Here is a 19281-nt window from a genome sequence, read left to right on the forward strand (position 1 = left end):
CCCCGTCCGGCCGCTCGTCACAGGGCTGGTCAAGATCGAGAAGACCGGGGTTACGAATCGGCTCGCGCGGCGATGAGTGGGGGGAAGCCTACCGAGCGGAGGCCCCATGAGCGAGCTTGCGAGCGAATCATCAGGCACAGTGCCTGCGCGAAGCGCTGCGCCGAGCGCCAGCGAGGTGCGGCGGTGAGCGGGTTCGAGCAACAGCGCCTCGAACTGCTGGACTGGGTGGACGAGCTGGACCCGCTGCTGGCCCGCAGGCGGGCGGTGGAGTCCCGGCGCCGACTGGCCGCGGCCCGGCACCGGCTGTCCGCGGGCAGGCTCACGGCGGTGATCTGTGGTGAGTTCAAGCGGGGCAAGTCCACATTGCTCAATGCCCTGCTCGCCGAGCCGGACCTGTTCCCGGTGGACACCGTGTACGCGACCAGCCTGGTCATCGCCGCCTCCTACGCCGAGCGCGAGGAGGTGGAGGTGACCCTGGAGCAGGCCGACGGCTCGGTGCTGCGCAGGCGGATCGACCGCGCCGAGATCGCGGGCTACGCCACCGAGAGCGGCAACCCGCACAACACCAAGCGGGCCCGCATGATCACCGTGCGCACGCCCAATCCCCGGCTGCGCTCGGGACTGACCCTGGTGGACACTCCCGGGGTCGGCGGGGTGCACGCCGAGCACACCACCGTGACCACCGGGTTCCTGCCCGGGGCCGACGCGCTGCTGTTCGTGGTGGACCTGACCCAGCCGCTGACCGAGAGCGAGCTGGAGTTCCTGCGTAGGGCCAGCCGTTCGGCCCGGGTCACCGGGGACGAGGACGGCCTGCTGTTCGTGCTGACCAAGGCCGATGTCGGCGACTGCACCGAGCTGGCCGAGGACGCGCGGACCAAGTTGGCGGAGGTCACCGGCCGCCCTCGGGAGCGGCTGCGCGTGGTGGCGGTGTCCGCGCACGCCAAGCTCGCGTACCTGGCCCACGGTGATCCCGAGGACCTGGAGCTGAGCAACTTCGAGGAGCTGGAGCGGGTCATCTGGTCGGCGCTGTCGCGCAGGCGCACCACGGTGCTGCTCGGCGACGCACTGTCCGAACTGGACACCGCGGTGACCGCGCTGATCACCCCGTTGCAGGGCGAGCGGGCCGCACTGCGCGGCTCGGCCGAACAGGCCCAGCAGGACCTGCGCGAGCAGTTGCGGGCCCGCAGGCGGGAACTGGACCGGCTGGCCGAGGCGGGCAGCTGGCACGACCGGCTGACCACCGCGCTGACCGGCGTGCGCCGCGAGCTGCTGGCCAGGGCGGGCGAGGAGCTGGACGGCCTGTGGGGTGACGTGGACTCGTACCACCTGCTGCTGGACCGCTACCTGGACCACCCGCAGCAGCTGGTGGACAAGCTGGTCTCCGACGCGGCGGCCGTCATCGGCACGGTCAACGAGTTGGCCGTGCGGCGCACCGCGGCGGTGCAGCGCGAGCTGGTGCTGGCCAGCGAGCTGCCGCTGGCCCAGCAGCGGCTGGGTGGCCTGCCCCCGCCGCCGGTGCCCAGCCTGGAGGTCACCGGCGGCCAGCAGCGAACGGACCGCGGCGCCGAGGGCATCCGTGCCACCGAGAGCATGATCGCGGGCACCAGTGCGGGCGGCGCGCTGGGCGGGGTGCTCGGCGCGGCACTGGGTTCCCTGCTGCCCGGCATCGGCGCGGCCATCGGCGGGGTGCTGGGCAGCGCGCTGGGCACGCTGTTCGGCGCCCGCAACGGGTACCGGACCTCGATGGAGGCCAGCCGCGAGCAGCAGCGCAGGCAGCGCGCCCTGGCGTTGCGCCACGAGCTGGAACCGTTGCGGCGCAGCCAGTACCGGCACGTGCAGGAGGTGGTCGACGCCGTGCTCGCGGAGTTCGGCCAAGCGCTGACCGCGGAACTGCACAGCCGGGTCAGGGCCGCACAGCAGAGCGCGCAGGAGGAGTCCGAGCGGGTCCGCAACGCCGAGCGGGCCAGTCAGCGCGAGGCGGCCGAGCGACTTGCCGTGCTGGAGCAGGAACTCGCGCCGTTGCTGCACCGCCGCGCCACGATCGCCGACCGGGCCGCCGAGTACGGGCGGACCGGTGAGTGACGAGGCGTTACGGCGGCGCACCGCCGAGGCCTTCGAGCGGGCGCTGCGCCAGCTCGGCGGCTCGCCCGCACTGGAGGACGCACGGCTGAGCGTGCGCGACGCCGCCAGGCAGGTGACCCAGCCGATGCGCCTTGCCCTGGTGGGGCGGATCAGTTCCGGCAAGTCCACACTCGCCAATGCCTTGCTGGGCAACGAGGTCGTGGCGACCGGGGCCCGCGAGCTGACCTACAACGTGAGCTGGCTGCGGCAGGTCGAGCGGGGCGGGCGGGAGCGGCTGGTGGTGCACCTGCGGGGTGGCGGCAGCCAGGAGTGGCCGCTGGCGGAGCTGGCGGTGCTCAGCGGGAACAACGAGGTGCTCACCAGCATCGACTACCTGGAGGTGTTGCTGGACAACGCCGAACTCGCCGCGTACGACCTGGTGGACACCCCGGGGCTGGACTCGCACCTGGGCGCCGATCAGGAGAACACCTTGCGCACCTTGCGGTTGACCGCCTCCGACGTGCGCAGGGCGACGATCTCGCACGCCGCGCGGGCGCACGCCGTGGTGCTGGTCTTCTGCCGTGGGCTGGCCGCGGGCGACGAGGAGCTGATGGCCGAGTTCCAGGGCGCGGCCTTCGGCGCGGCGACCCCGGTCACGGCCGTCGGCGCGCTGACCAAGGTGGAACTGCTGTGGCCGCAGTACCCCGACCCACTGGGCGAGGGCTATCGCATCGCCGAGCGCATGATGACCGTCTCCGGCGCGCGGCGCATGGTGTACGACCTGCGGCCTGTGGCCAGCAAGGTGGCCGAGGGCGCGGCGACCCTGACCGAGCAGGAGTTCGCCGACCTGCTCGCGCTGGCCGCGGGCGATCCCGCGCTGCTGGACCGCAGGCTTGCCCGAGGCCCGTTCTTCGCCAGCAGGCCGTACGAGGACCTGCCGGTACCGGCGCGGCGGCGGGCACAACTGTTGCGCAGGCTGGACCGCTACGGGGTGCACCTGGCCTGCGGGCTGATCCGTGCTGAGGGCGTGGATCGCTTGCCACAGTTGCGGAAGCTGCTGCTGGACCGCAGCGGCATGACGGAGTTCCGGCGGCTGCTCACCGGGCACTTCGGCAACCGCGCGGACCTGATCAAGTTGCGGCAGGCCGTGGACCAGGCCCTGGCCCTGCCCGCACGGCTGGACCTCGGCCCGGTGCAGCGGTTCACCGTGGAACAGGCCGTCGCGCACCTGCGCCAGGCGGAGTTGGACGAGCACGGGTTCGCCGAGCTGCGGGTGCTGCGCCAGCACTACAACGGGGAACTGCGCTTCGACCCCGCCGACAGCGCCGAGCTGGCCCGGGTCACCGGCGAACACGGCACCAGCACGGCGGCCCGGCTCGGCCTGCCCGAGGGATCGCCGCCGCAGCTGGTGCGGACCCGCGCCGCCGACCGCATCGCGCACTGGTCGGCGCGGGCGGTCGACCCCGCCTACTCCCGGGCCACCCGGCAGGCCGCGCAGGTGCTGGTACGCAGCTACGAGCGGCTCATCACGGGATGACCACCGCGGCGTGGGACTTCCACCAGTCCACCGCGTTGTTGCTGCTGCCCTCGATCACCGCGATGGTCCTCGTGCTGGTGTTGCCCCAGGTGATCCGGTAGGTGCTGCCGGTCGAGTAGCAGACCTTGGGGCCGATGGTGGCGTTGCTGTGGTTCCAGGTGCCGGAGAAGTCCTGCCCCGTGCAGCTGTCCGCGGAACTGCCGACGTGTCCTTTGTGGGCGGTGAAGTAGTCGCTGAACTCCGAGCTGGAGGAGAACTTGGCGAAGCCGATCTGCGTGCCCAGCGAGGGGGACTGGCTGCCGCAGGCGATCGAGTAGTCGGCGGCGGAGGCGTTGAGCAGGCTGAACTGGTAGCAGGTGCTCCACTGCACCCCGGAGTCGTTGCTGAGCGAGCCGAACAGCGAACTCCGCGCGGAGGAACTGGGACTGCTGCTGGACGTCGTGGTCGTGGTCGTCGTGGAGGTGTACGTCGGCGAATAGCTGTAGTTGTAGCTCGAGCTGTAGCTGGAACTGGAGCTGGCACTGGAACTGCTGTCGCTCGTGGTCGGCGAGGAGCTGGAGCTCGAGGAGCCGCCCGAGCCGGTGTTGTCGCGGAAGTGCACGAACAGCGCGATCGGCACCGCGATCGCGGCCACCGCCAGCGCCGTCGCCACCACCGGCGGGAACCGGCGCCTGCTCGGTTCCTCGGGCGCGTGTGCCGCGAAGCCGCCGGGCGCGGTCGGCTGCTCGCCGGTCTCGGGCGGGTTGCCCAGCAGCGGGCCGCTGGTGAGCAGCCACTGGTCGCTGACGATCGTGTCGCCCGGCCGCACGTGCCAGGCCGCCACCGAACCGGGCTGGTCACCGGCCCGCAGGTAGCGCAGCCCACCGCGGGGCAGCCGGGCCACCAGCAACACCTGGTCGGGGGCGTAGTCCTGACCGGCCCGCACCGCCAGCCGGGTCACCGTGGCCACCTCGCCGGGCAGTTGCCAGCCCACCGGCAGCTGCCCGGACTCCTCGCGCGGACCGCCGCCCCGCTCGCTCGCGGTGGCCACCGAGCGGGCGGCACCCAGCACGACCGCGCTGGCGGGGTCGGCGGTGGCCAGCACCGGCACGCGCAGCTTCGCCCGCAGCCGCTCGGCGAACCACGGCAGGCGGTGGCCACCGCCGACCACCAGGGCCGCCCGCAACGGGGAACTGCGCGACACGTGTGCCGCGAGCAGCTCGCCCACCACGGCGGCCATCTTCTCCTGCAACGGCGCGGTCAACCGCTCCAGTTCCGCCCGGTCCAGACCAACCAATCGCTTGAGCGGCCGGAAGTAGTCCTGCGGGCTGTCCGCCCCCGCCACCCGGTGCTTGAGGCCGCGGGTGAACTCCATCAGCTCCCGGCCCACCTCGTGGGTGTCGCCCAGCCCGGCCGCCAGGTGCGCGAACAGCAGCCGGTCCACCTGGTCCCCGCCGAGGTCCGGGCGGTGCGCCACGGCCAGCACCTCGTGCCCCCCGTCGGCGCTCAGCCGCACCAGGCTCGCGGTGAACCCCGCGCCGATGTCGTGCACCAGCACCAGGTCCCCGGGTACGAGCTCCTCGCCCTCGTACTTCGCCGAGGCGGCGGCCACCGCCTCGTCCAGCAGTTCGACCTCCTCGAACCCGGCCAGCTCCCCGGCGTCGACCAGCAGCCGCAGCCTCGGGTCCCCCGGCCGGAACTCGGTGGGGGAGACCAGCACCAGGCGGTCCAGGTCGGCCGACCCCAGCACCTGCTGTGCCCGCGTCCGCAGTGCGCGCAGCAGGTGGGCGATCAGGTCCTGCGGGGCGTGCGGTTCGCCCGCCAGCAGCACCCGCGGCTCGCCCAGGTCCTGGGTCAGCCCCGAGCGGAACGCCTCGGCGTTGCCCCGCCCCAGGATGACCGCCGCCGTGCCGACCAGCAGCCCGTCCTCGCCCGCGCACACCGCCGAGGGCCAGGCCCACGAGTCGCTCGCGCCCTCCTGGAGCAGCCGCGCCGAGTCCCCGACCACCAGCGCGGCCGAGCTGGTCGCGGTGCCGAGATCGACCACCAGCTCCGGTCGTTCGCTCACGCCCGGCCTCCCACCGCCGGGCGCACCGTCACCAGCCAGTCCGCCGAGGTGACCTCGTCCCCGGGATCGGCGTGCACGCTGACCAGTTGCCCCGAGTCGTGCCCGGCCAACATGCGCCACAGCGAGCCGTTGCCCAGCCGCAGCACCGCCAACGGCGCACCGGGCTCGAAGTTCTGGCCCGGGGCCACCAGCCAGCGCACGATCGTCGCGGTGTCCCCGGGCAGCTTCCAGCGCAGCGCCCGGGCCCCGTCGGCCAGCCCGCGCGGCGGCACGGTCCGCACCCCGGCCGCCGCCCAGCGGGCCGCCCCGTGCACCACGGCCACCGACGGGTCCTGCGTCAGCCGCAGCGGACGCCGCAGTTCGGCGCGCAACACCTGGGACACCAGCGGGATGCGCGAACTGCCGCCGACCAACAACACCGCGGCGATCTGCTCCACCAGCACGCCGGTGCTCGCGAGCAGGTCGCGGCAGCACCGCACCGTGTCGCGCAGCATCGGCGTGATGATCTGCTCCAGCTGGGCCCGGTCCAGGGTCAGCTGCTCGTGCAGCGGCTCGAAGTAGGTCGGCGCGGTCGGCACCTCGGTGAGCTGGTGCTTGGCCTCGCGCAGCAGCTCGTTGAGGTCCATCGCCAACGAGATCGCGTCCGCGTCGGCGGGCTGCCCGCCCAGCTTCGACCGGAACCGCTCGCGCAGCCACTGGTACATCGCGGCGTCGATGTCGCTGCCGCCGCAGTCCTCCAGTGCCGCGCAGCCCAGCACCTCGTACGTGCCGTCCGGCAGCACGCGCAGCACGGCCGTGTCGAAGGTGCCGCCACCGAAGTCGTACACGAGCACCAGCGCCCCCGAGGCGAGCGGGGCGCCCGCGATCGGCGCGAAGGCCGCCGCCACCGGCTCGGGCAGCAGCTCCACGTCGGCGAACCCGGCCTGCTCGCCCGCCTCGATCATCAGCGTGCGCCGCGGGTCCACCTCCCCGTAGCTGGCGGGCACCGTCAGCACGAGCCGGTCCAGCGCGGCACCGCGCAGCTCGCGCAGGGCCTGTGCCCGCAGTGCACTGAGCACGGCGGCCACCAGGTCGCGCGGGGCGAAGGCGCGCTGTCCCAGCCAGACCGGTGTGGACTGGCCAAGCACCCGCTTGAACTCGGTGCGGAAGTTCATCGGTTGCAGGCGCTTCATGTGCTCGGCCTCGCGGCCAACCAGCAGCCGTTCCCCGTTGAGGTACACCGCTGAGGGCCAGGTCCACGAGTTCTGCCCGGGTTCCTGGACCAGCCACACGTCCGCACCGGCGACCAGGGCCGCCGAGGACGTCGACGTGCCGAAGTCCACCGCTAGGACTGGTTGCACGAGCCACGACCCTCCTGTTGTTGTCGACCAGACACGTCGCCAGGAGGGGGAGAACGTTTCGCCCCGTGTGGATTGCGATTTGGTGACGGGACGGGGATTCACCCTGAGGGCGCAGGGTGAATCCCCGAGTTCATCTCAGCTGCCGCTGCCGTAGTCGCGGGTCAGCACTTCCAGGTTGTGGCCGTCGGCGTCGGTGAAGTAGACGCCCTGGCCCCCGTCCGCGGTGTTGATCTCGCCGGGCCGCTGGTGGTGCGGGTCGGCCCAGTACTGCACGCCGCTGGCGCGGATCCGGTCGAAGATCGGCCCGAACTCCTCGTCGCCCACCTTGAACGCCAGGTGCTGCGGGGGGATCTCGTCCTCGGTCTGCAGGTAGTCCAGGCTCACCGCGTTGCTCACCCGCACCACCGAGAAGGGGCCGAACGTGGTGGGCGCGGGCAGTCCCAGGATCCCGGTCAGGAACTCGGCCGAGGCCACCTTGTCGCGCGCCGCGACGATCGTGTGGTTGAGCTCGACTGCCATCGTGCTGCTCCCTCCAGTAGGTACCGCGTCACCGAGGTTAGGACTTCGAGCTAGGTGGAGGTCAAGCGCTCGCACAGCGGGGGCACAGCGATCGGTGGTTGGATACCAGCCGTGACCCGCCCGTGGACGCTGCGCACCAGGCTCCTGGTGGAACTCGTGCTGCTGCTCGCCGTGGTCTGCGTGGGCATCGGCGTGACCGCCGAGCTGGCGCTGCGCGGCTACCTGATCGGCCGGGTCGACGACCAGTTGACGCAGGTCAACCAGAAGGCGCACGACCGGCCGCCAGCGGACCGGCACCCGCCCGGCTCCTCCTGCGCGGCGTTCCCCCCGGGGCAGGGCACCGGCACGATCATCGCCCAGCTCAGCTCCAACGGGGTCAGCGCGCAGATCCAGGACAGCAGCGGCTGCGGGGTGCCGCTCACCGGTGCCGCCCAGCGCAAGCTGGTCACCGTGCAGGTCGACGGTCACGGGCACACCACCGACCTGCCCGGGCTGGGCGACTACCGCTTCGTCACCGCGCAGTCCCCGGACGGACAGGTGCAGCTGATCGGGGTGCCGCTGCGCGAGGTGCAGGACACGCTGGCCAACGTCGCGATCGTCATGACCGTGGTGGCCGTGCTCGGGCTGGTGGCCACCGGGCTCGGCGGGGCGCTGATCGTCGGCGTCGCGCTGCGCCCGCTGCGGCGCGTGGCGGCCACCGCAACCCGGGTGGCCGAGCTGCGCCTGGACCGCGGCGAGGTGGCGCTGTCCGAGCGGGTGCCCGGCACGGACCGGCGCACCGAGGTCGGCCAGGTCGGCACCGCGCTCAACCGCCTGCTGGGGCACGTGGCCGACGCGCTGGCCGCCCGGCACGAGAGCGAGACCCGGGTCCGCCAGTTCGTGGCCGACGCCAGCCACGAGCTGCGCACCCCGCTGGCCGCCATCCGGGGCTACGCCGAGCTGGCCGCCCGCCACCGCGAGTCGGTGCCCCCGGACGTCTCGCACGCGATGAGCCGCATCCAGTCCGAGTCGGCCCGGATGACCACGCTGGTCGAGGACCTGCTGCTGCTGGCCAGGCTGGACTCGGGCCGTCCGCTGAGCACCGCCGAGGTGGATCTGTCCCGGCTGCTCGTGGACGCCGTCAGCGACGCCCACGTGGCCAGCCCCGACCACACCTGGCGGCTGGAGGTGCCCGCCGAGCCCGTGACGGTCACCGGGGACCAGGCCGCCCTGCACCAGGTGGTGGCCAACCTGCTCGGCAACGCGCGCACGCACACCCCGCCGGGCAGCACCGTGACCGCGGGCATCGCGCGGACCGGCGGCGAGGTCGTGATCACCGTGGCCGACGACGGGCCGGGCATCCCCGAACCGTTGCAGGCCGAGGTGTTCGAGCGGTTCGCGCGTGGGGACACCTCGCGTTCGCGCACCGCGGGCAGTACCGGACTGGGGTTGGCGATCGTCTCGGCGATCGTGTCCGCGCACCACGGCACGGTTTCGGTCGACAGCGAGCCGGGCCGCACGGTGTTCACCGTCCGCCTCACAGCTCACGTATAGCATCGCCACAAGGTCGGCACAGCGGCCCGCCCGAGGCTGGTTGCCATGACGGCGGTACTGAACGACACACGCACAGCTGACCACCCGCGGTGGGCGAGACCGGCCCTGCTCGCGCTGCTACTGGGCACCGCCGTGCTGTACCTGTGGGACCTGGGTTCCTCGGGCTACGCCAACAGCTTCTACGCCGCCGCCGCGCAGGCGGGCAGCCAGGACTGGACGGCCTGGCTGTTCGGCTCCCTGGACTCGGGCAACGCGATCACCGTGGACAAGCCACCGGCCTCGCTGTGGGTTATGGGCCTGTCCGTGCGGTTGTTCGGCCTGTCCAGTTGGAGTTTGCTCGTGCCACAGGCCCTGGAGGGAGTGGCCGCGGTCGCCCTGTTGTACGCCACGGTGCGGCGCCGGTTCGGTGCCGGTGCCGGACTGGTCGCCGGGGCCGTGCTGGCGCTGACTCCGGTGGCGGTGCTGATGTTCCGCTTCGACAACCCCGACGCGCTGCTCGTGCTGCTGCTCGTGGCGGGCGCGTACTGCGTGCAGCGCGCCACGGAGACCGCCAGCGGCCGATGGCTCGCGCTGGCCGGGGTCGCCATCGGCTTCGCCTTCCTCACCAAGATGATGCAGGCCTTCCTGGTGCTGCCCGGTTTCGGCCTTGCTTACCTCCTCGCCGCGCCCACCTCCTTGCGCCGCAGGCTGATCCACCTCGCCGGTGCCGTAGCCGCGCTGGTCGTCTCGATCGGCTGGTTCGTGCTGCTGGTGGAGCTGTGGCCCGCCTCCTCGCGGCCCTACATCGGCGGCTCCACGAACAACAGCCTGTGGCAGCTCGCCTTGGGCTACAACGGGTTGGGCCGGATCTTCGGCGGTGCGGGCCCGGGCGGTGGCGGCAACACCGCGTTCGGCGGCGCCACCGGCATCACCCGGTTGTTCGGCGCCAGCATGGGCACCGAGGTGTCCTGGCTGCTGCCCGCCGCGCTGATCGTGCTGGTGGCCGGACTGTGGTTCAGCCGCCGTGCGCCGCGCACCGACCCCACGCGTGCCGCGCTGCTGCTGTGGGGCGGCTGGCTGCTCGTCACCGGGCTGGTGTTCAGCTTCATGAGCGGCACCATCCACCCGTACTACACGGTGGCCCTGGCGCCCTCGATCGCCGCGCTGGTCGCGATCGGCGGCCGTGCCCTGTGGCGGGGCCGCGCGCACACCCCGGTCCGGATCACCTTGGCCGCAACGGTTCTGGTCACCGGGCTCTGGGACTTCGCCCTGCTGGCAAGGGATTTGTCCTGGCTGCCCGCGCTGCGCTGGGCCGTGCTGGTGACCTGCGTGATCGCCGCCGCGCTGATCGCCCTGCGCGCCGACCTGCTCAGGCGGGCCGCCATCGCCGTGGTGCTGGCCTGCGCACTCGCCGGGACCTCCGGGTTCGGCATCGCCACCGCCGCGGTGCCGCACAGCGGGTCCATCCCCACCTCCGGCCCCAGTAGCTCCGGCGGCATGGGCATGCGCAGCAGCGCGGAGCTGACCGCCGTGCTCAAGGCCACCACCAGCACCTGGGCCGCCGCCACCACCGGTGACAACTCGGCCGCCGAACTGGAGCTCAGCAGCGGCAAGGCCGTCATCGCCATCGGCGGCTGGGACGGCAGCGACCCCGCGCCGACCCTCGCCCAGTTCCAGCGGTGGGTGGCCGAGGACAAGATCAGCTACTACGTGTCCGGCGGCCGGGACCGGGGCTCCAGCGAGATCGCCAGCTGGGTCGCCGCCCACTACACCGCGAAAACCGTCGGCGGCAGCACCGTCTACGACCTGCGGTAGCTACAGCGGCGGGTGCATTGCCTGGTAGGTGGCGATGCACCCGTCCGGCTTGCCGTCCGCGACCACCCGTCCCCTGTCGAACACCAGCACCCGGTCGAAGTCCGCCAGCAGGTCCAGGTCGTGCGAGACCACCACCACCTGCTGGTCCATGTCCCGGATCAGCCGCGCGATGCGCCGCCGGTTGCCCAGGTCCAGCAGGGTCGTCGGCTCGTCGAAGATCACGTGTGTCGGCTCGGTGATCAGCACCGCCGCGATCGCCAGCAGCTGCTTCTGGCCCCCGCTGAGCAGGTGCGCCGGGTGCTCGCGCAGCTCCGCCAGCCCGTACTGGGCCAGCGCGGCGTCCACTCGCCGTGCGATCTCCGCCTTGTCCTGGCCCCGGTGCTTGAGCCCGAACGCCAGGTCCTCGCCCACCGTGGGCATCACGATCTGCACGTCCGGGTCCTGGAACACGAAGCCGACCTTGCGGCGCACCGCCTTGCCCTGCTTGCGGGTGTCCAGCCCGTCCACCCTGACCTGGCCCTCACCGGGCACCAGCAGCCCGTTGAGCAGCCTCGCGAAGGTGCTCTTGCCCGAGCCGTTCGAGCCGACCACGCCGACCCGCCGCTCGCCCAGGCTCAGCGTGAGGTCCGCGAGCACCTGCCGCTGGCCGTACCAGTGGCTGACCCCGTCAAGCTCGATCACGCGGCACCTCGATCATCGGGTACGACTTGCGCACGGCCACCGCTGCCAGCGAGCCGATCACGGTCTTGACCAGGTCGCCCGGCAGGAACACCACCGAGCCCAGCACCGCCTTGTCCAGGGGCAGGCCCGCCGCCACCGCCATGTAGGGGATGCCGATCAGGTAGATCACCAGCGCCCCGCCCACCGCGTTGCACAGCAGCGCCCAGCCCAGGTTGTAGCGCCGCCACAGCCGCTCCGTGAGCAGGCCCACCACCAGCGCCCCCACCGGGTAGGCCAGGATGAAACCGCCTGTCGGCCCCAGTATCACGCCCAGGCCGCCCCGTCCGCCCGGCAGCACCGGCAGACCGACCGCCACCATCACCACGAACACCAGGATCGCCAGGCTGCCCCGGCGTGCCCCGACGATCGAGCCCGCCAGCATCACTCCCAGTGTCTGCGCGGTGACCGGGGCGGGCACCAGCGGCAGTTCGATGAGCGGGAAGAGGCCCAGCACCACCATGATTGCCGCGAACAGCGCCACATGGGCGAGATCCTTGGTCCGCACCGCCACATCATAGGCGGCTGTCGTCCTCGTCCACGCCACGCGCCTCCAGGGCCTCCCCGAGCCCGTCCGCCAGCCGCAGGGTCTTCACCAGCAGCGGGGTCAGGAACCTCGCGCTGTACTCCACGCCCCGTGCCCGCTGCGCCGCCCGCACCTGGTCCGCCTGCTCCTTGAGTACCGGGACGAACCTGATCGTCATCGCCACCACCAGCCCCACCCGCTCCGGCCGCACCCCCAGCCGCCGCAACGGCCCCAGCAACCTCTCCACCGCCGCCACCATCGCCGCCGTCCTCGTGGTCAACGTCACCAGCGCGGCCAGCGCCACCAGCACCACGATGCGCTCCGCCACCAGCACCGCGCTGCCCCAGTCCACCAGCAGCCCCTGCACCACGAAGATCACCGCCACGAACGGCAGCACCACCAACCACTGCCGCACCGCCATCCGCCACGGGATCCTCGCCAGCGCGTAGCACCCCGCCACCGCGACCAGCGCCCCGCCCAGCACCGGGATCGACCGCACGAAGAAGCTGCCGGTGCCCACCACGAACAGCACCAACAACTTGAGCCCCGCCGGCACCGCGTGCACTGGCGTCCGCGCTTCATGATGCAGGCTCAACATGGACCGCAGCCTACTGCCGTCTCCTGCTGAGCCAGCTCGGCGGCGTGAACTCCGGCCGCCCGTTGGCCATTCGCGCTGTCCAGCCGCTGTGGTGGATGAGTCGGTGGTGCATTCCGCACAGCAGCACCAGATTGGACAGTGCGGTGTCTCCTCCGTTCGCCCAGTGGACGATGTGGTGTGCGTGGCAGGTGCTGGGGCGTCTTTTGCATCCTGGGAAGGCGCAGTGTTTGTCCCTGACGATGAGTGCTCGTCGGAGGTGGGGTGGCACGGTGTAGCTGATGCGCCCGATGTCGAGTGGTTCGGAGTTGCTGCCCAGTACTACTGGGAGGACCTTCGCGTCGCAGGCGAGTCGGCGGATCGCTGATGGGGCGAGTTCGGTGGTGCCGAGCCCTGTTCGCAGGGTCTGGTATGGCACTGTTACTGCGATGTGGGGGCGTTCTCCGCCTTCGGTGGGGGTGGTGCTGGTTTCCAGTAGTTCCGCGAACGCGTCTCCTTGCCGTTCCGTGAGGCTGCGTGTGTCGTGGGCGTCGTGTGGTTTCGCCAGCGGGCTGAGCACGGCCTCCAGCAGGGCGCCGGTCTCCGCGTCCAGGCACCCCTGGAACCGCACTGACCCGTCCCGCCGTGTGTCGTAACGGAACTCACGTCGCGGATGGGCGAGTTCGTCCTCGCTGGGTAGCGCCCCGTCGGGATCCAGCCGGTTGACGATCTCCCGGCCCAGCGGCACCAGGTTGGAGGCGTCCAGCGACTGGGCCGCTGCTGCCAGGACCTCGACAGCCTGCTCCCGGTCGGCGGCACCGACGTGTGGCGGCAGCTCCCGTAGCACCCGGTTGATCACTGAAAGTTGTTCAGGCTCAAGCGGAGTTGCGACCGGAACCCCCGCGTGCGCGATCCGCTGCCTGGCTTCCTTCTTGCTCACGCAGAGCACACCGCGCAGCAACTCCGCCAGGCTCGGATACCCCACCCGCTCCGCCACACCCCGCGCATCCGCTTCCGCAACCAACCCAAGAACCTTCGCATACGCTTGCCGCAGAACCACTTCCGCGTCCTGCAACTCACCCAACAGCTCCGCATCCCCCAACCGCCACAACCCTGCGGCAGGCCGAGTCTCCACGAATGCTGTCATACCAACAATTCTACTCCCCAATCCACCACAAAACCGTTGCCCACCAACGACTACCCATGTGGGTGACCACACCACAACCCAAGCCGGGCCAGTCAGCGAGACCCGCCCACCCCACAACGGAACTCACCCTCCAGTCAGCGAGACTCACCCACCGGAGCCCGGGACTCACCTACCCCAGAACGGGACTCGCGCCCCCCAGCCCGGGACTCGCTTGCCCGAGAATGGGACTCGCCCCCCAGCCCGGGACTCGCGCTCCGGCCAGCCGGACACGCCGCACCCCAACCACCGACACACCACACCAGAACACCGAACACGCCGCACCGGAACGTCCGACACACCACCCCAGAACACCGAACACGCGACACCCCAACGTCCGGCACACCGCACCCCAACCGCCGACACACCACCCCGCAACGTCCGACACGCACCGCACCAACCCCCACACACCCCCCACCAACCCGGGGTTGGTTTTGTGCGGGTAGCGGCGGCCTTACGCTCGTCGGCGAATCGGGGCATCCCCCATGCCCCGGAAACCCCGATCACAGGCCGCCGCGAGGGACCCACACCAAACCAACCCCACACCCCCAACCCCGACACACCCCGTGTACACCCCGCAAACGCCAACACCCACCAGAAGCCGGGACTCACACCCACAACGGGACACGCGCACCAGGCAACGGGACTCACCCTCCCCACAACGGGACTCGCACCCCTCACGCCGGGACTCGCCCTCCCCAGACCGGGACTCGCCCTCCGGACACCGGGACTCGCGCCCCTCTGAACGGGACTCGCGCTCCGGACAGCGGGACACGCCGCCCACGACCGCCCAACACGCCACCCCGCAATCACCAACACGCCGTACGCGAACCACCAACACACCGCCCCGCAAGCGCCGACACACCGCCCCGCTAGCGCCGACACACCGTCCCGCTAGCGCCGACACGCCGCCCCGCAACCGCCGACACGCGCCGCATCTCCGCGGGCCGCCCGCCAACCTCGCCCACCGCCCCCACGCCCGAACCCCGCAGCACCCCGTCTGCCCCCTCACGCCCCTCAACCACTCTTTCACTACTTAAGTAGTGATATCTGGTAAGGTTGGTTCGTACGGGGTAGTCAGGGAGGTGTCGGGTGGACCAGTCTGTGCCGCTGGCGGCGGCGGGGTTGGGCAAGAAGTACCTGCGTGGGTGGGCGCTGCGCGACTGCACGCTGAGCGTTCCGGCTCACCGGGTGGTCGCGCTGGTCGGGCCGAACGGTGCGGGCAAGAGCACGCTGATGGGCCTGGCCACCGGCATGACCAGTGCCACGGCGGGCTCGATCGAGGTGTTCGGTGAACGGCCGGGTGGGCGTGGCGTGCACCCGAAGCTGGCGTTCCTCGGTCAGCACAAGCCGCTCTACCCGCAGCTGACGGTGGCGGAGACCCTGCACCTGGGCGGGCGGATGAACCCGACCTGGGACCAGCACTACGCGCGGTCGCTGGTGGAGCGCGCGCAGGTGCCGCTGACGGCGAAGGTCGGCACGCTCTCCGGCGGCCAACGCACCCGCGTGGCGCTCGCGCTGGCCCTGGGCAAGCGGCCCGAGCTGGTGCTGCTGGACGAGCCGCTGGCGGACCTGGACCCGTTGGCGCGTCAGCAGACCCTGCACACCCTGGTGCAGGAGGCGGGGCAGACGGGGATCACGGTGGTGCTGTCCTCGCACGTGCTGGCGGAGTTGCAGGGGGTGTGCGACCACCTGGTGCTGCTCAACCGCGGCAGCGTCCAGCTCGACGGGGAGGTCGCCCACCTGCTGGCCGCCCACCGCTGGCTGGTCGGCCCGCCGGGGCAGCAGCCGCGCGGCCCGGCACCGGTTGTCGACGTGCAGAGCTCCGCACGGGGTACGGCCGCGCTGGTCCGGGCCGCCGTGTCCCAGGTGCCGGAGGGCTGGCGGGCGAGCGCGCCGAGTCTGGAGGACGTGGTGCTGGCGTACATGAGGTCCAACGGCGAGGGAGTGGCGGCGTGATCTGGGCGGCGTGGCGGCAGCAGCGGGCGCAGCTGCTGGTGATGGCGGTGACGCTGGTGGTCGGCGGCGCGGTGCTGGCCTGGCTGTGGACGGGCAGCCAGGGCGTGATCGAGCAGAACGGGCTCGGGCCCTGCGTGGCCGACGCGCACCAGGCGCAGTGCCGCAAGGGGGTGCAGGACTACCAGGGGCGCTACTACGACCTGATGAAGTGCGCGCAGGTGGCCTGCCTGGTGCTGCCCGCGCTGGCCGGGGCCTTCATGGGCGCCCCGCTGGTGGCCCGCGAACTGGAGCAGGGCACCTACGTGCTGGCCTTCACCCAGTCCGTCGGACGGACCCGCTGGCTGCTGACCAAGGTCGCGGTCAGCCTGCTGCCGATGATCGTCCTGGTGGCGGCGCTGCTGGGGCTGCTGCGGGGCTGGATCGGCTCGGCCGGTCAGCTCGGTGTGGACGGGCAGGGCGCCTTCCAGTGGCTCAACTACGACACCAGCGGGTTCGTCTCGGTGGCCTACGCCGTGTTCGCGGTGACCCTGGGCGTGCTGGTCGGACTGCTCGTGCGGCGCACCGTGCCCGCCATGGCGCTGGCCCTCGGCCTCTTCCTGGTGGTCCGCCTCGTGCTGGCCGCGCTGCGACCGGTCCTCGTGCCGTTCCACCGGGTCACCGGCGGCGTGGGGCAGCAGCTCGCCGCGGGCGAACGGGTGGCCGGCGCCGGCTTCCTCAACTCGGCGGGCCAGCCCATCACCGTGGACTCGCTGAAGATCCGCGACTGCACGGAGACCGGTACCGCGCTGGAGGCCTGCTACCAGAAGGCCGGGGTCGCCGGACAGTGGGCGGAGTACCGCGTGGCGGGGGATTTCTGGCCGTTGCAGGGGCTGGAGTCGGCGCTCTACCTCTGCCTGGCCGCGGCCCTGCTGGCGGCCGCGGTGTGGTGGCTGCGCGAGCGGGTGCGCTGACTTGTGTCAAATCCCTAGTGAATGCCTATGCTGGGTGGGTGATCGAGTACCGGATCGACAAACGGTCCGGGGTGGCCACCTACATGCAGATCATCCAGCAGACCAGGCAGGCGCTCCGGCTCGGCCTGCTGGTGCCGGGTGACCGGCTGCCCACCGCCCGCGAGGTGGTGGAGGCCACGGCGGTCAACCCCAACACCGTGCTCAAGGCGTACCGGGAGCTGGAGCGGGAGGGCCTGGTGGAGGCCAAGCGCGGGCTGGGCACGTTCGTGCGCAGGTCGCTGGCGACCGCGCAGACCGCGCCCGGCTCACCGCTGCGCCTGGAGCTGGCGGCGTGGATGGACCGCGCGCACCACGCGGGGCTGAGCCGCGAGGACGTGGACGCGCTGTACGGGGACGTGCGCGAGGAGCGCTATCCCACCGGCGAAGGGCAGTTCTGATGGACAGTGCGCTGAGCGCACACCGGCTGGTCAAGTCCTACCGGGGCAAACGGGCCCTGGACGGCTGCGAGTTCGCCGTGCCGGAGGGGGCGGTGACGGCCCTGGTCGGGCCGAACGGTGCGGGCAAGTCCACCCTGCTCGCGCTGGCGGCCGGGCTGCTCAAGCCGAGCGGCGGCGAGCTGCGCGTGTTCGGCGAGCCGCCCACCGGGCGCACCCACCCGCGGGTCGGCTACCTCGCGCAGAACCGGCCGCTGTACGGCAGGCTCACCGTGGCCGAGACCCTGCGGCTGGGGCGCGCGTTCAACCAGCGCTGGGCCCAGCGGCGTGCCGTGCAGGTGCTGGACCAGGCCGAGGTCCCACTGGACGCCCGCGTGCACACGTTGTCCGAGGGGGCGCGCACCCAGGTGGGCATCGCGCTCGCGCTGGGCCGCGAGCCGGATCTGCTGCTGCTGGACGAGCCGCTCTCGGCCCTGGACCCGCTGGCCCGCGACGAGACGCTGCGGCTGCTGATGGGCGAGGTCGCCGACCGGGGCATGACCCTGGTGATGTCCTCGCACCTGCTCAGCGACCTGCACGACGTCTGCGACCACCTGGTGCTGCTGATCGGCGGGGCGGTCCGGCTCACCGGGCCGATCGAGGACCTGCTCGCCGAACACCGTGTGCTGGTGGGTCCTGCCTCACGGGCAGCCTCGGTGGACGGGGTCGTGCAGGCCAGCAGCACCGAGCGGCAGGCAACCCTGTTGGTGCGCGGGGAATCGGTGCCCGAGGGCTGGGCGGGGGAGCAGCCGACCCTGGAGGCGCTGGTGCTGGGCTACCTGCGCGCGGCCCGCGCCCGCTGACCGAGCCTGCGGATCACCAGCGCGGCGCCGATCTGTTGCAGCTGCTGGGGATCGGCCGGGTCGAGCCCGGTCAGCGCCACGGCGCGGCGCACCCGGTAGTCGATCGTGTTCGGGTGCAGGTGCAGGGTTGTCGCGGTGCGCCGCCGGTCCAGGCCCAGTCGCAGGTAGGTCTCCACTGTGGACAGCAGGTCCGGGTGCTGCTCCAGCGGGGCCAGCAGCCTGCCCAGCTCGTCACGGGCCGCGCTCGGTCTGGTCAGCTGGTACTCCAGCAGCACGTCGGCGAGCTGGTACAGGCCGGGCGGTCTGCCCAGCGCCACAACGAGTTCCAGCATCTCGGCGGTCTGCTGGGTGGCCGGGGCGACCTGGGCCGGTTCGGCCAGGACCCCGGCGGCGCGGACCGGTACCCCGGTGGCCGCGCCCACCTCGGCCACCAGCGCCGACCAGTCCGTGCCGGTCACCGGCAGCAGCACCGTGCCGCCGGTGGGGTCGAGCAGGGACAGCACCCCGTCGCCCGCCGACCGGCGCAGCACCTCGGTGGCCCGGTACACCTTGCGCTGCGCGGCCATCGCGGCGCCCACCCCGGCGACCCGCTCGTCGGTGTGCTGCTCGAAGGTCAGGCTCAGCACCAGGTAGCGCTCGGGTAGTTGGATCCCGGCGCGGGCGGCCGGTCCCTCGGGCGGTTCACCCCGCACCAGCGCGGAGAACAGGGTGTACCGGCGGTGCTGCTCGTCGCTGTCCATGCGGCGGCGCTCCTCCAGGTAGGCCGCCGCCACCGCGGTGCAGGCCCGCTGGATGTAGCCCAGCACGAGTTCGGTGCAGGCCAGCACATCCGCGAAGTCCTCGGGCCGCGCGTCGGTGACCATCGCGCGCCAGGTCTCCAGCATGCCCGTGCTGTACGCGGCCATCACGGCGTCCAGCGGGAAGCCCTCACCCGCGCGCTGGGCGGCCGAGGTGGTGATCGGCCCCGCCAGGTCGGCGAGGTCCGGGCTGGTCCGGTCCCGCAGGGACTGCGCGAACACCTGGAGGTTCGTCTCGGTCGCGCGGGAGATGTTGATCAGCTCGGAATCGGGGAGTCGCTGGTAGGCCGGGATCTCCCTGCCGAACTGGCGCACCAGCCGCTGGGCGAGCCTGCGCCGCTCGGTGAGCAGCCAGCGGTACAGCACGGTCCCGTTGATCGTCAGGTGTGCCTTGTGATCGGTCACAAGAACCGTCTACCAGCCTTGGACCCGTGCCGATAGTCAGCAACGAGGTTGATTGCCCAGGAT

General features: G+C 72.0%; 16 protein-coding genes. 8 read left to right on the forward strand and 8 right to left on the reverse strand.

Annotation, left to right across the window (positions count from 1 at the left end; all coding sequences use genetic code 11):
• Nucleotides 1–183 precede the first annotated feature (183 nt).
• Nucleotides 184–2082, forward strand: coding sequence for a dynamin family protein (locus KALB_RS14325; protein WP_025356402.1), 1899 nt, complete (start codon nt 184–186; stop codon nt 2080–2082).
• The gene (locus KALB_RS14330) at nt 2075–3598 is read left to right on the forward strand and encodes a dynamin family protein (protein WP_025356403.1); all 1524 of its coding nucleotides are present in this window, start codon (nt 2075–2077) and stop codon (nt 3596–3598) included. Before KALB_RS14325 ends, KALB_RS14330 begins: the two co-directional genes overlap by 8 nt.
• Here KALB_RS14330 and KALB_RS14335 read toward each other — a convergent pair.
• The 3 genes from KALB_RS14335 to KALB_RS14345 form a co-directional block, all read right to left on the reverse strand.
• Nucleotides 3588–5645 carry an Hsp70 family protein gene (locus KALB_RS14335; protein WP_025356404.1) on the reverse strand — a complete coding sequence of 686 codons (2058 nt, stop codon included), beginning with the start codon at nt 5643–5645 and terminating at the stop codon, nt 3588–3590. The two genes, KALB_RS14330 and KALB_RS14335, sit on opposite strands and share 11 nt — an antisense overlap.
• Nucleotides 5642–6985: an Hsp70 family protein gene (locus KALB_RS14340; RefSeq protein WP_148309467.1), complete on the reverse strand. Its 1344-nt coding sequence runs from the start codon at nt 6983–6985 to the stop codon at nt 5642–5644. Before KALB_RS14340 ends, KALB_RS14335 begins: the two co-directional genes overlap by 4 nt.
• Before the next feature lie 135 nt (nt 6986–7120).
• A complete protein-coding gene (locus KALB_RS14345) occupies nt 7121–7504 on the reverse strand; it encodes a VOC family protein (protein WP_025356406.1) in 384 nt (127 codons plus the stop codon).
• A 111-nt stretch (nt 7505–7615) separates the two neighbouring features.
• Here KALB_RS14345 and KALB_RS14350 point away from each other — a divergent pair, with 111 nt between their 5' ends.
• A complete protein-coding gene (locus KALB_RS14350; RefSeq protein WP_025356407.1) occupies nt 7616–9037 on the forward strand; it encodes a sensor histidine kinase in 1422 nt (473 codons plus the stop codon).
• Between the two features lie 45 nt (nt 9038–9082).
• Nucleotides 9083–10831 (forward strand): ArnT family glycosyltransferase, encoded by a 1749-nt coding sequence (locus KALB_RS14355; protein ID WP_025356408.1) that lies wholly within the window; start codon nt 9083–9085, stop codon nt 10829–10831.
• Here KALB_RS14355 and KALB_RS14360 read toward each other — a convergent pair whose 3' ends face one another.
• Genes KALB_RS14360 through KALB_RS14375 form a run of 4 tightly spaced genes read right to left on the reverse strand, consistent with a single transcriptional unit; the run spans nt 10832 to nt 13795 of the window.
• Entirely contained in the window at nt 10832–11512 is a 681-nt protein-coding gene (locus KALB_RS14360; RefSeq protein ID WP_025356409.1) for an energy-coupling factor ABC transporter ATP-binding protein, read from the reverse strand.
• The gene (locus tag KALB_RS14365) at nt 11499–12056 is read right to left on the reverse strand and encodes a biotin transporter BioY (RefSeq protein WP_025356410.1); all 558 of its coding nucleotides are present in this window, start codon (nt 12054–12056) and stop codon (nt 11499–11501) included. Before KALB_RS14365 ends, KALB_RS14360 begins: the two co-directional genes overlap by 14 nt.
• A 7-nt stretch (nt 12057–12063) precedes the next feature.
• Entirely contained in the window at nt 12064–12672 is a 609-nt protein-coding gene (locus KALB_RS14370) for an energy-coupling factor transporter transmembrane component T family protein (protein WP_025356411.1), read from the reverse strand.
• Nucleotides 12673–12682: 10 nt separating this feature from the next.
• Complete coding sequence (locus KALB_RS14375; RefSeq protein WP_081789334.1) at nt 12683–13795, reverse strand: HNH endonuclease signature motif containing protein; 1113 nt, start codon at nt 13793–13795, stop codon at nt 12683–12685.
• Nucleotides 13796–14923: 1128 nt separating this feature from the next.
• Between KALB_RS14375 and KALB_RS14380 the strand changes: the two genes are divergently transcribed.
• From KALB_RS14380 to KALB_RS14395, 4 genes are read left to right on the forward strand one after another with little or no spacing between them, the layout of a single operon-like run.
• Nucleotides 14924–15790, forward strand: a complete 867-nt coding sequence (locus KALB_RS14380) for an ABC transporter ATP-binding protein (protein WP_025356413.1) — start codon at nt 14924–14926, stop codon at nt 15788–15790.
• Entirely contained in the window at nt 15787–16740 is a 954-nt protein-coding gene (locus tag KALB_RS14385) for an ABC transporter permease (RefSeq protein WP_025356414.1), read from the forward strand. Before KALB_RS14380 ends, KALB_RS14385 begins: the two co-directional genes overlap by 4 nt.
• A gap of 38 nt (nt 16741–16778) precedes the next feature.
• Nucleotides 16779–17177 carry a GntR family transcriptional regulator gene (locus tag KALB_RS14390; protein ID WP_030110011.1) on the forward strand — a complete coding sequence of 133 codons (399 nt, stop codon included), beginning with the start codon at nt 16779–16781 and terminating at the stop codon, nt 17175–17177.
• On the forward strand, nt 17177–18016 hold the full coding sequence (locus KALB_RS14395; protein WP_042220353.1) for an ATP-binding cassette domain-containing protein: 840 nt from the start codon (nt 17177–17179) through the stop codon (nt 18014–18016). Before KALB_RS14390 ends, KALB_RS14395 begins: the two co-directional genes overlap by 1 nt.
• Here the strand turns inward: KALB_RS14395 and KALB_RS14400 are convergent.
• Nucleotides 17989–19218, reverse strand: a complete 1230-nt coding sequence (locus tag KALB_RS14400; RefSeq protein WP_025356415.1) for a PucR family transcriptional regulator — start codon at nt 19216–19218, stop codon at nt 17989–17991. The genes KALB_RS14395 and KALB_RS14400 overlap by 28 nt on opposite strands.
• Nucleotides 19219–19281 lie beyond the last annotated feature (63 nt).

This window comes from Kutzneria viridogrisea DSM 43870 (assembly GCF_000525635.1).
Lineage (GTDB): Bacteria > Actinomycetota > Actinomycetes > Mycobacteriales > Pseudonocardiaceae > Kutzneria > Kutzneria viridogrisea.

Excerpts from the sequence above, each read along its gene's own strand:
- KALB_RS14355 (WP_025356408.1), top strand. The coding sequence starts at position 9,083 with ATGACGGCGGTACTGAACGACACACGCACAGCTGACCACCCGCGGTGG.
- KALB_RS14375 (WP_081789334.1), bottom strand. The coding sequence starts at position 13,795 with ATGACAGCATTCGTGGAGACTCGGCCTGCCGCAGGGTTGTGGCGGTTG.
- KALB_RS14345 (WP_025356406.1), bottom strand. The coding sequence starts at position 7,504 with ATGGCAGTCGAGCTCAACCACACGATCGTCGCGGCGCGCGACAAGGTG.
- KALB_RS14395 (WP_042220353.1), top strand. The coding sequence starts at position 17,177 with ATGGACAGTGCGCTGAGCGCACACCGGCTGGTCAAGTCCTACCGGGGC.
- KALB_RS14370 (WP_025356411.1), bottom strand. The coding sequence starts at position 12,672 with ATGTTGAGCCTGCATCATGAAGCGCGGACGCCAGTGCACGCGGTGCCG.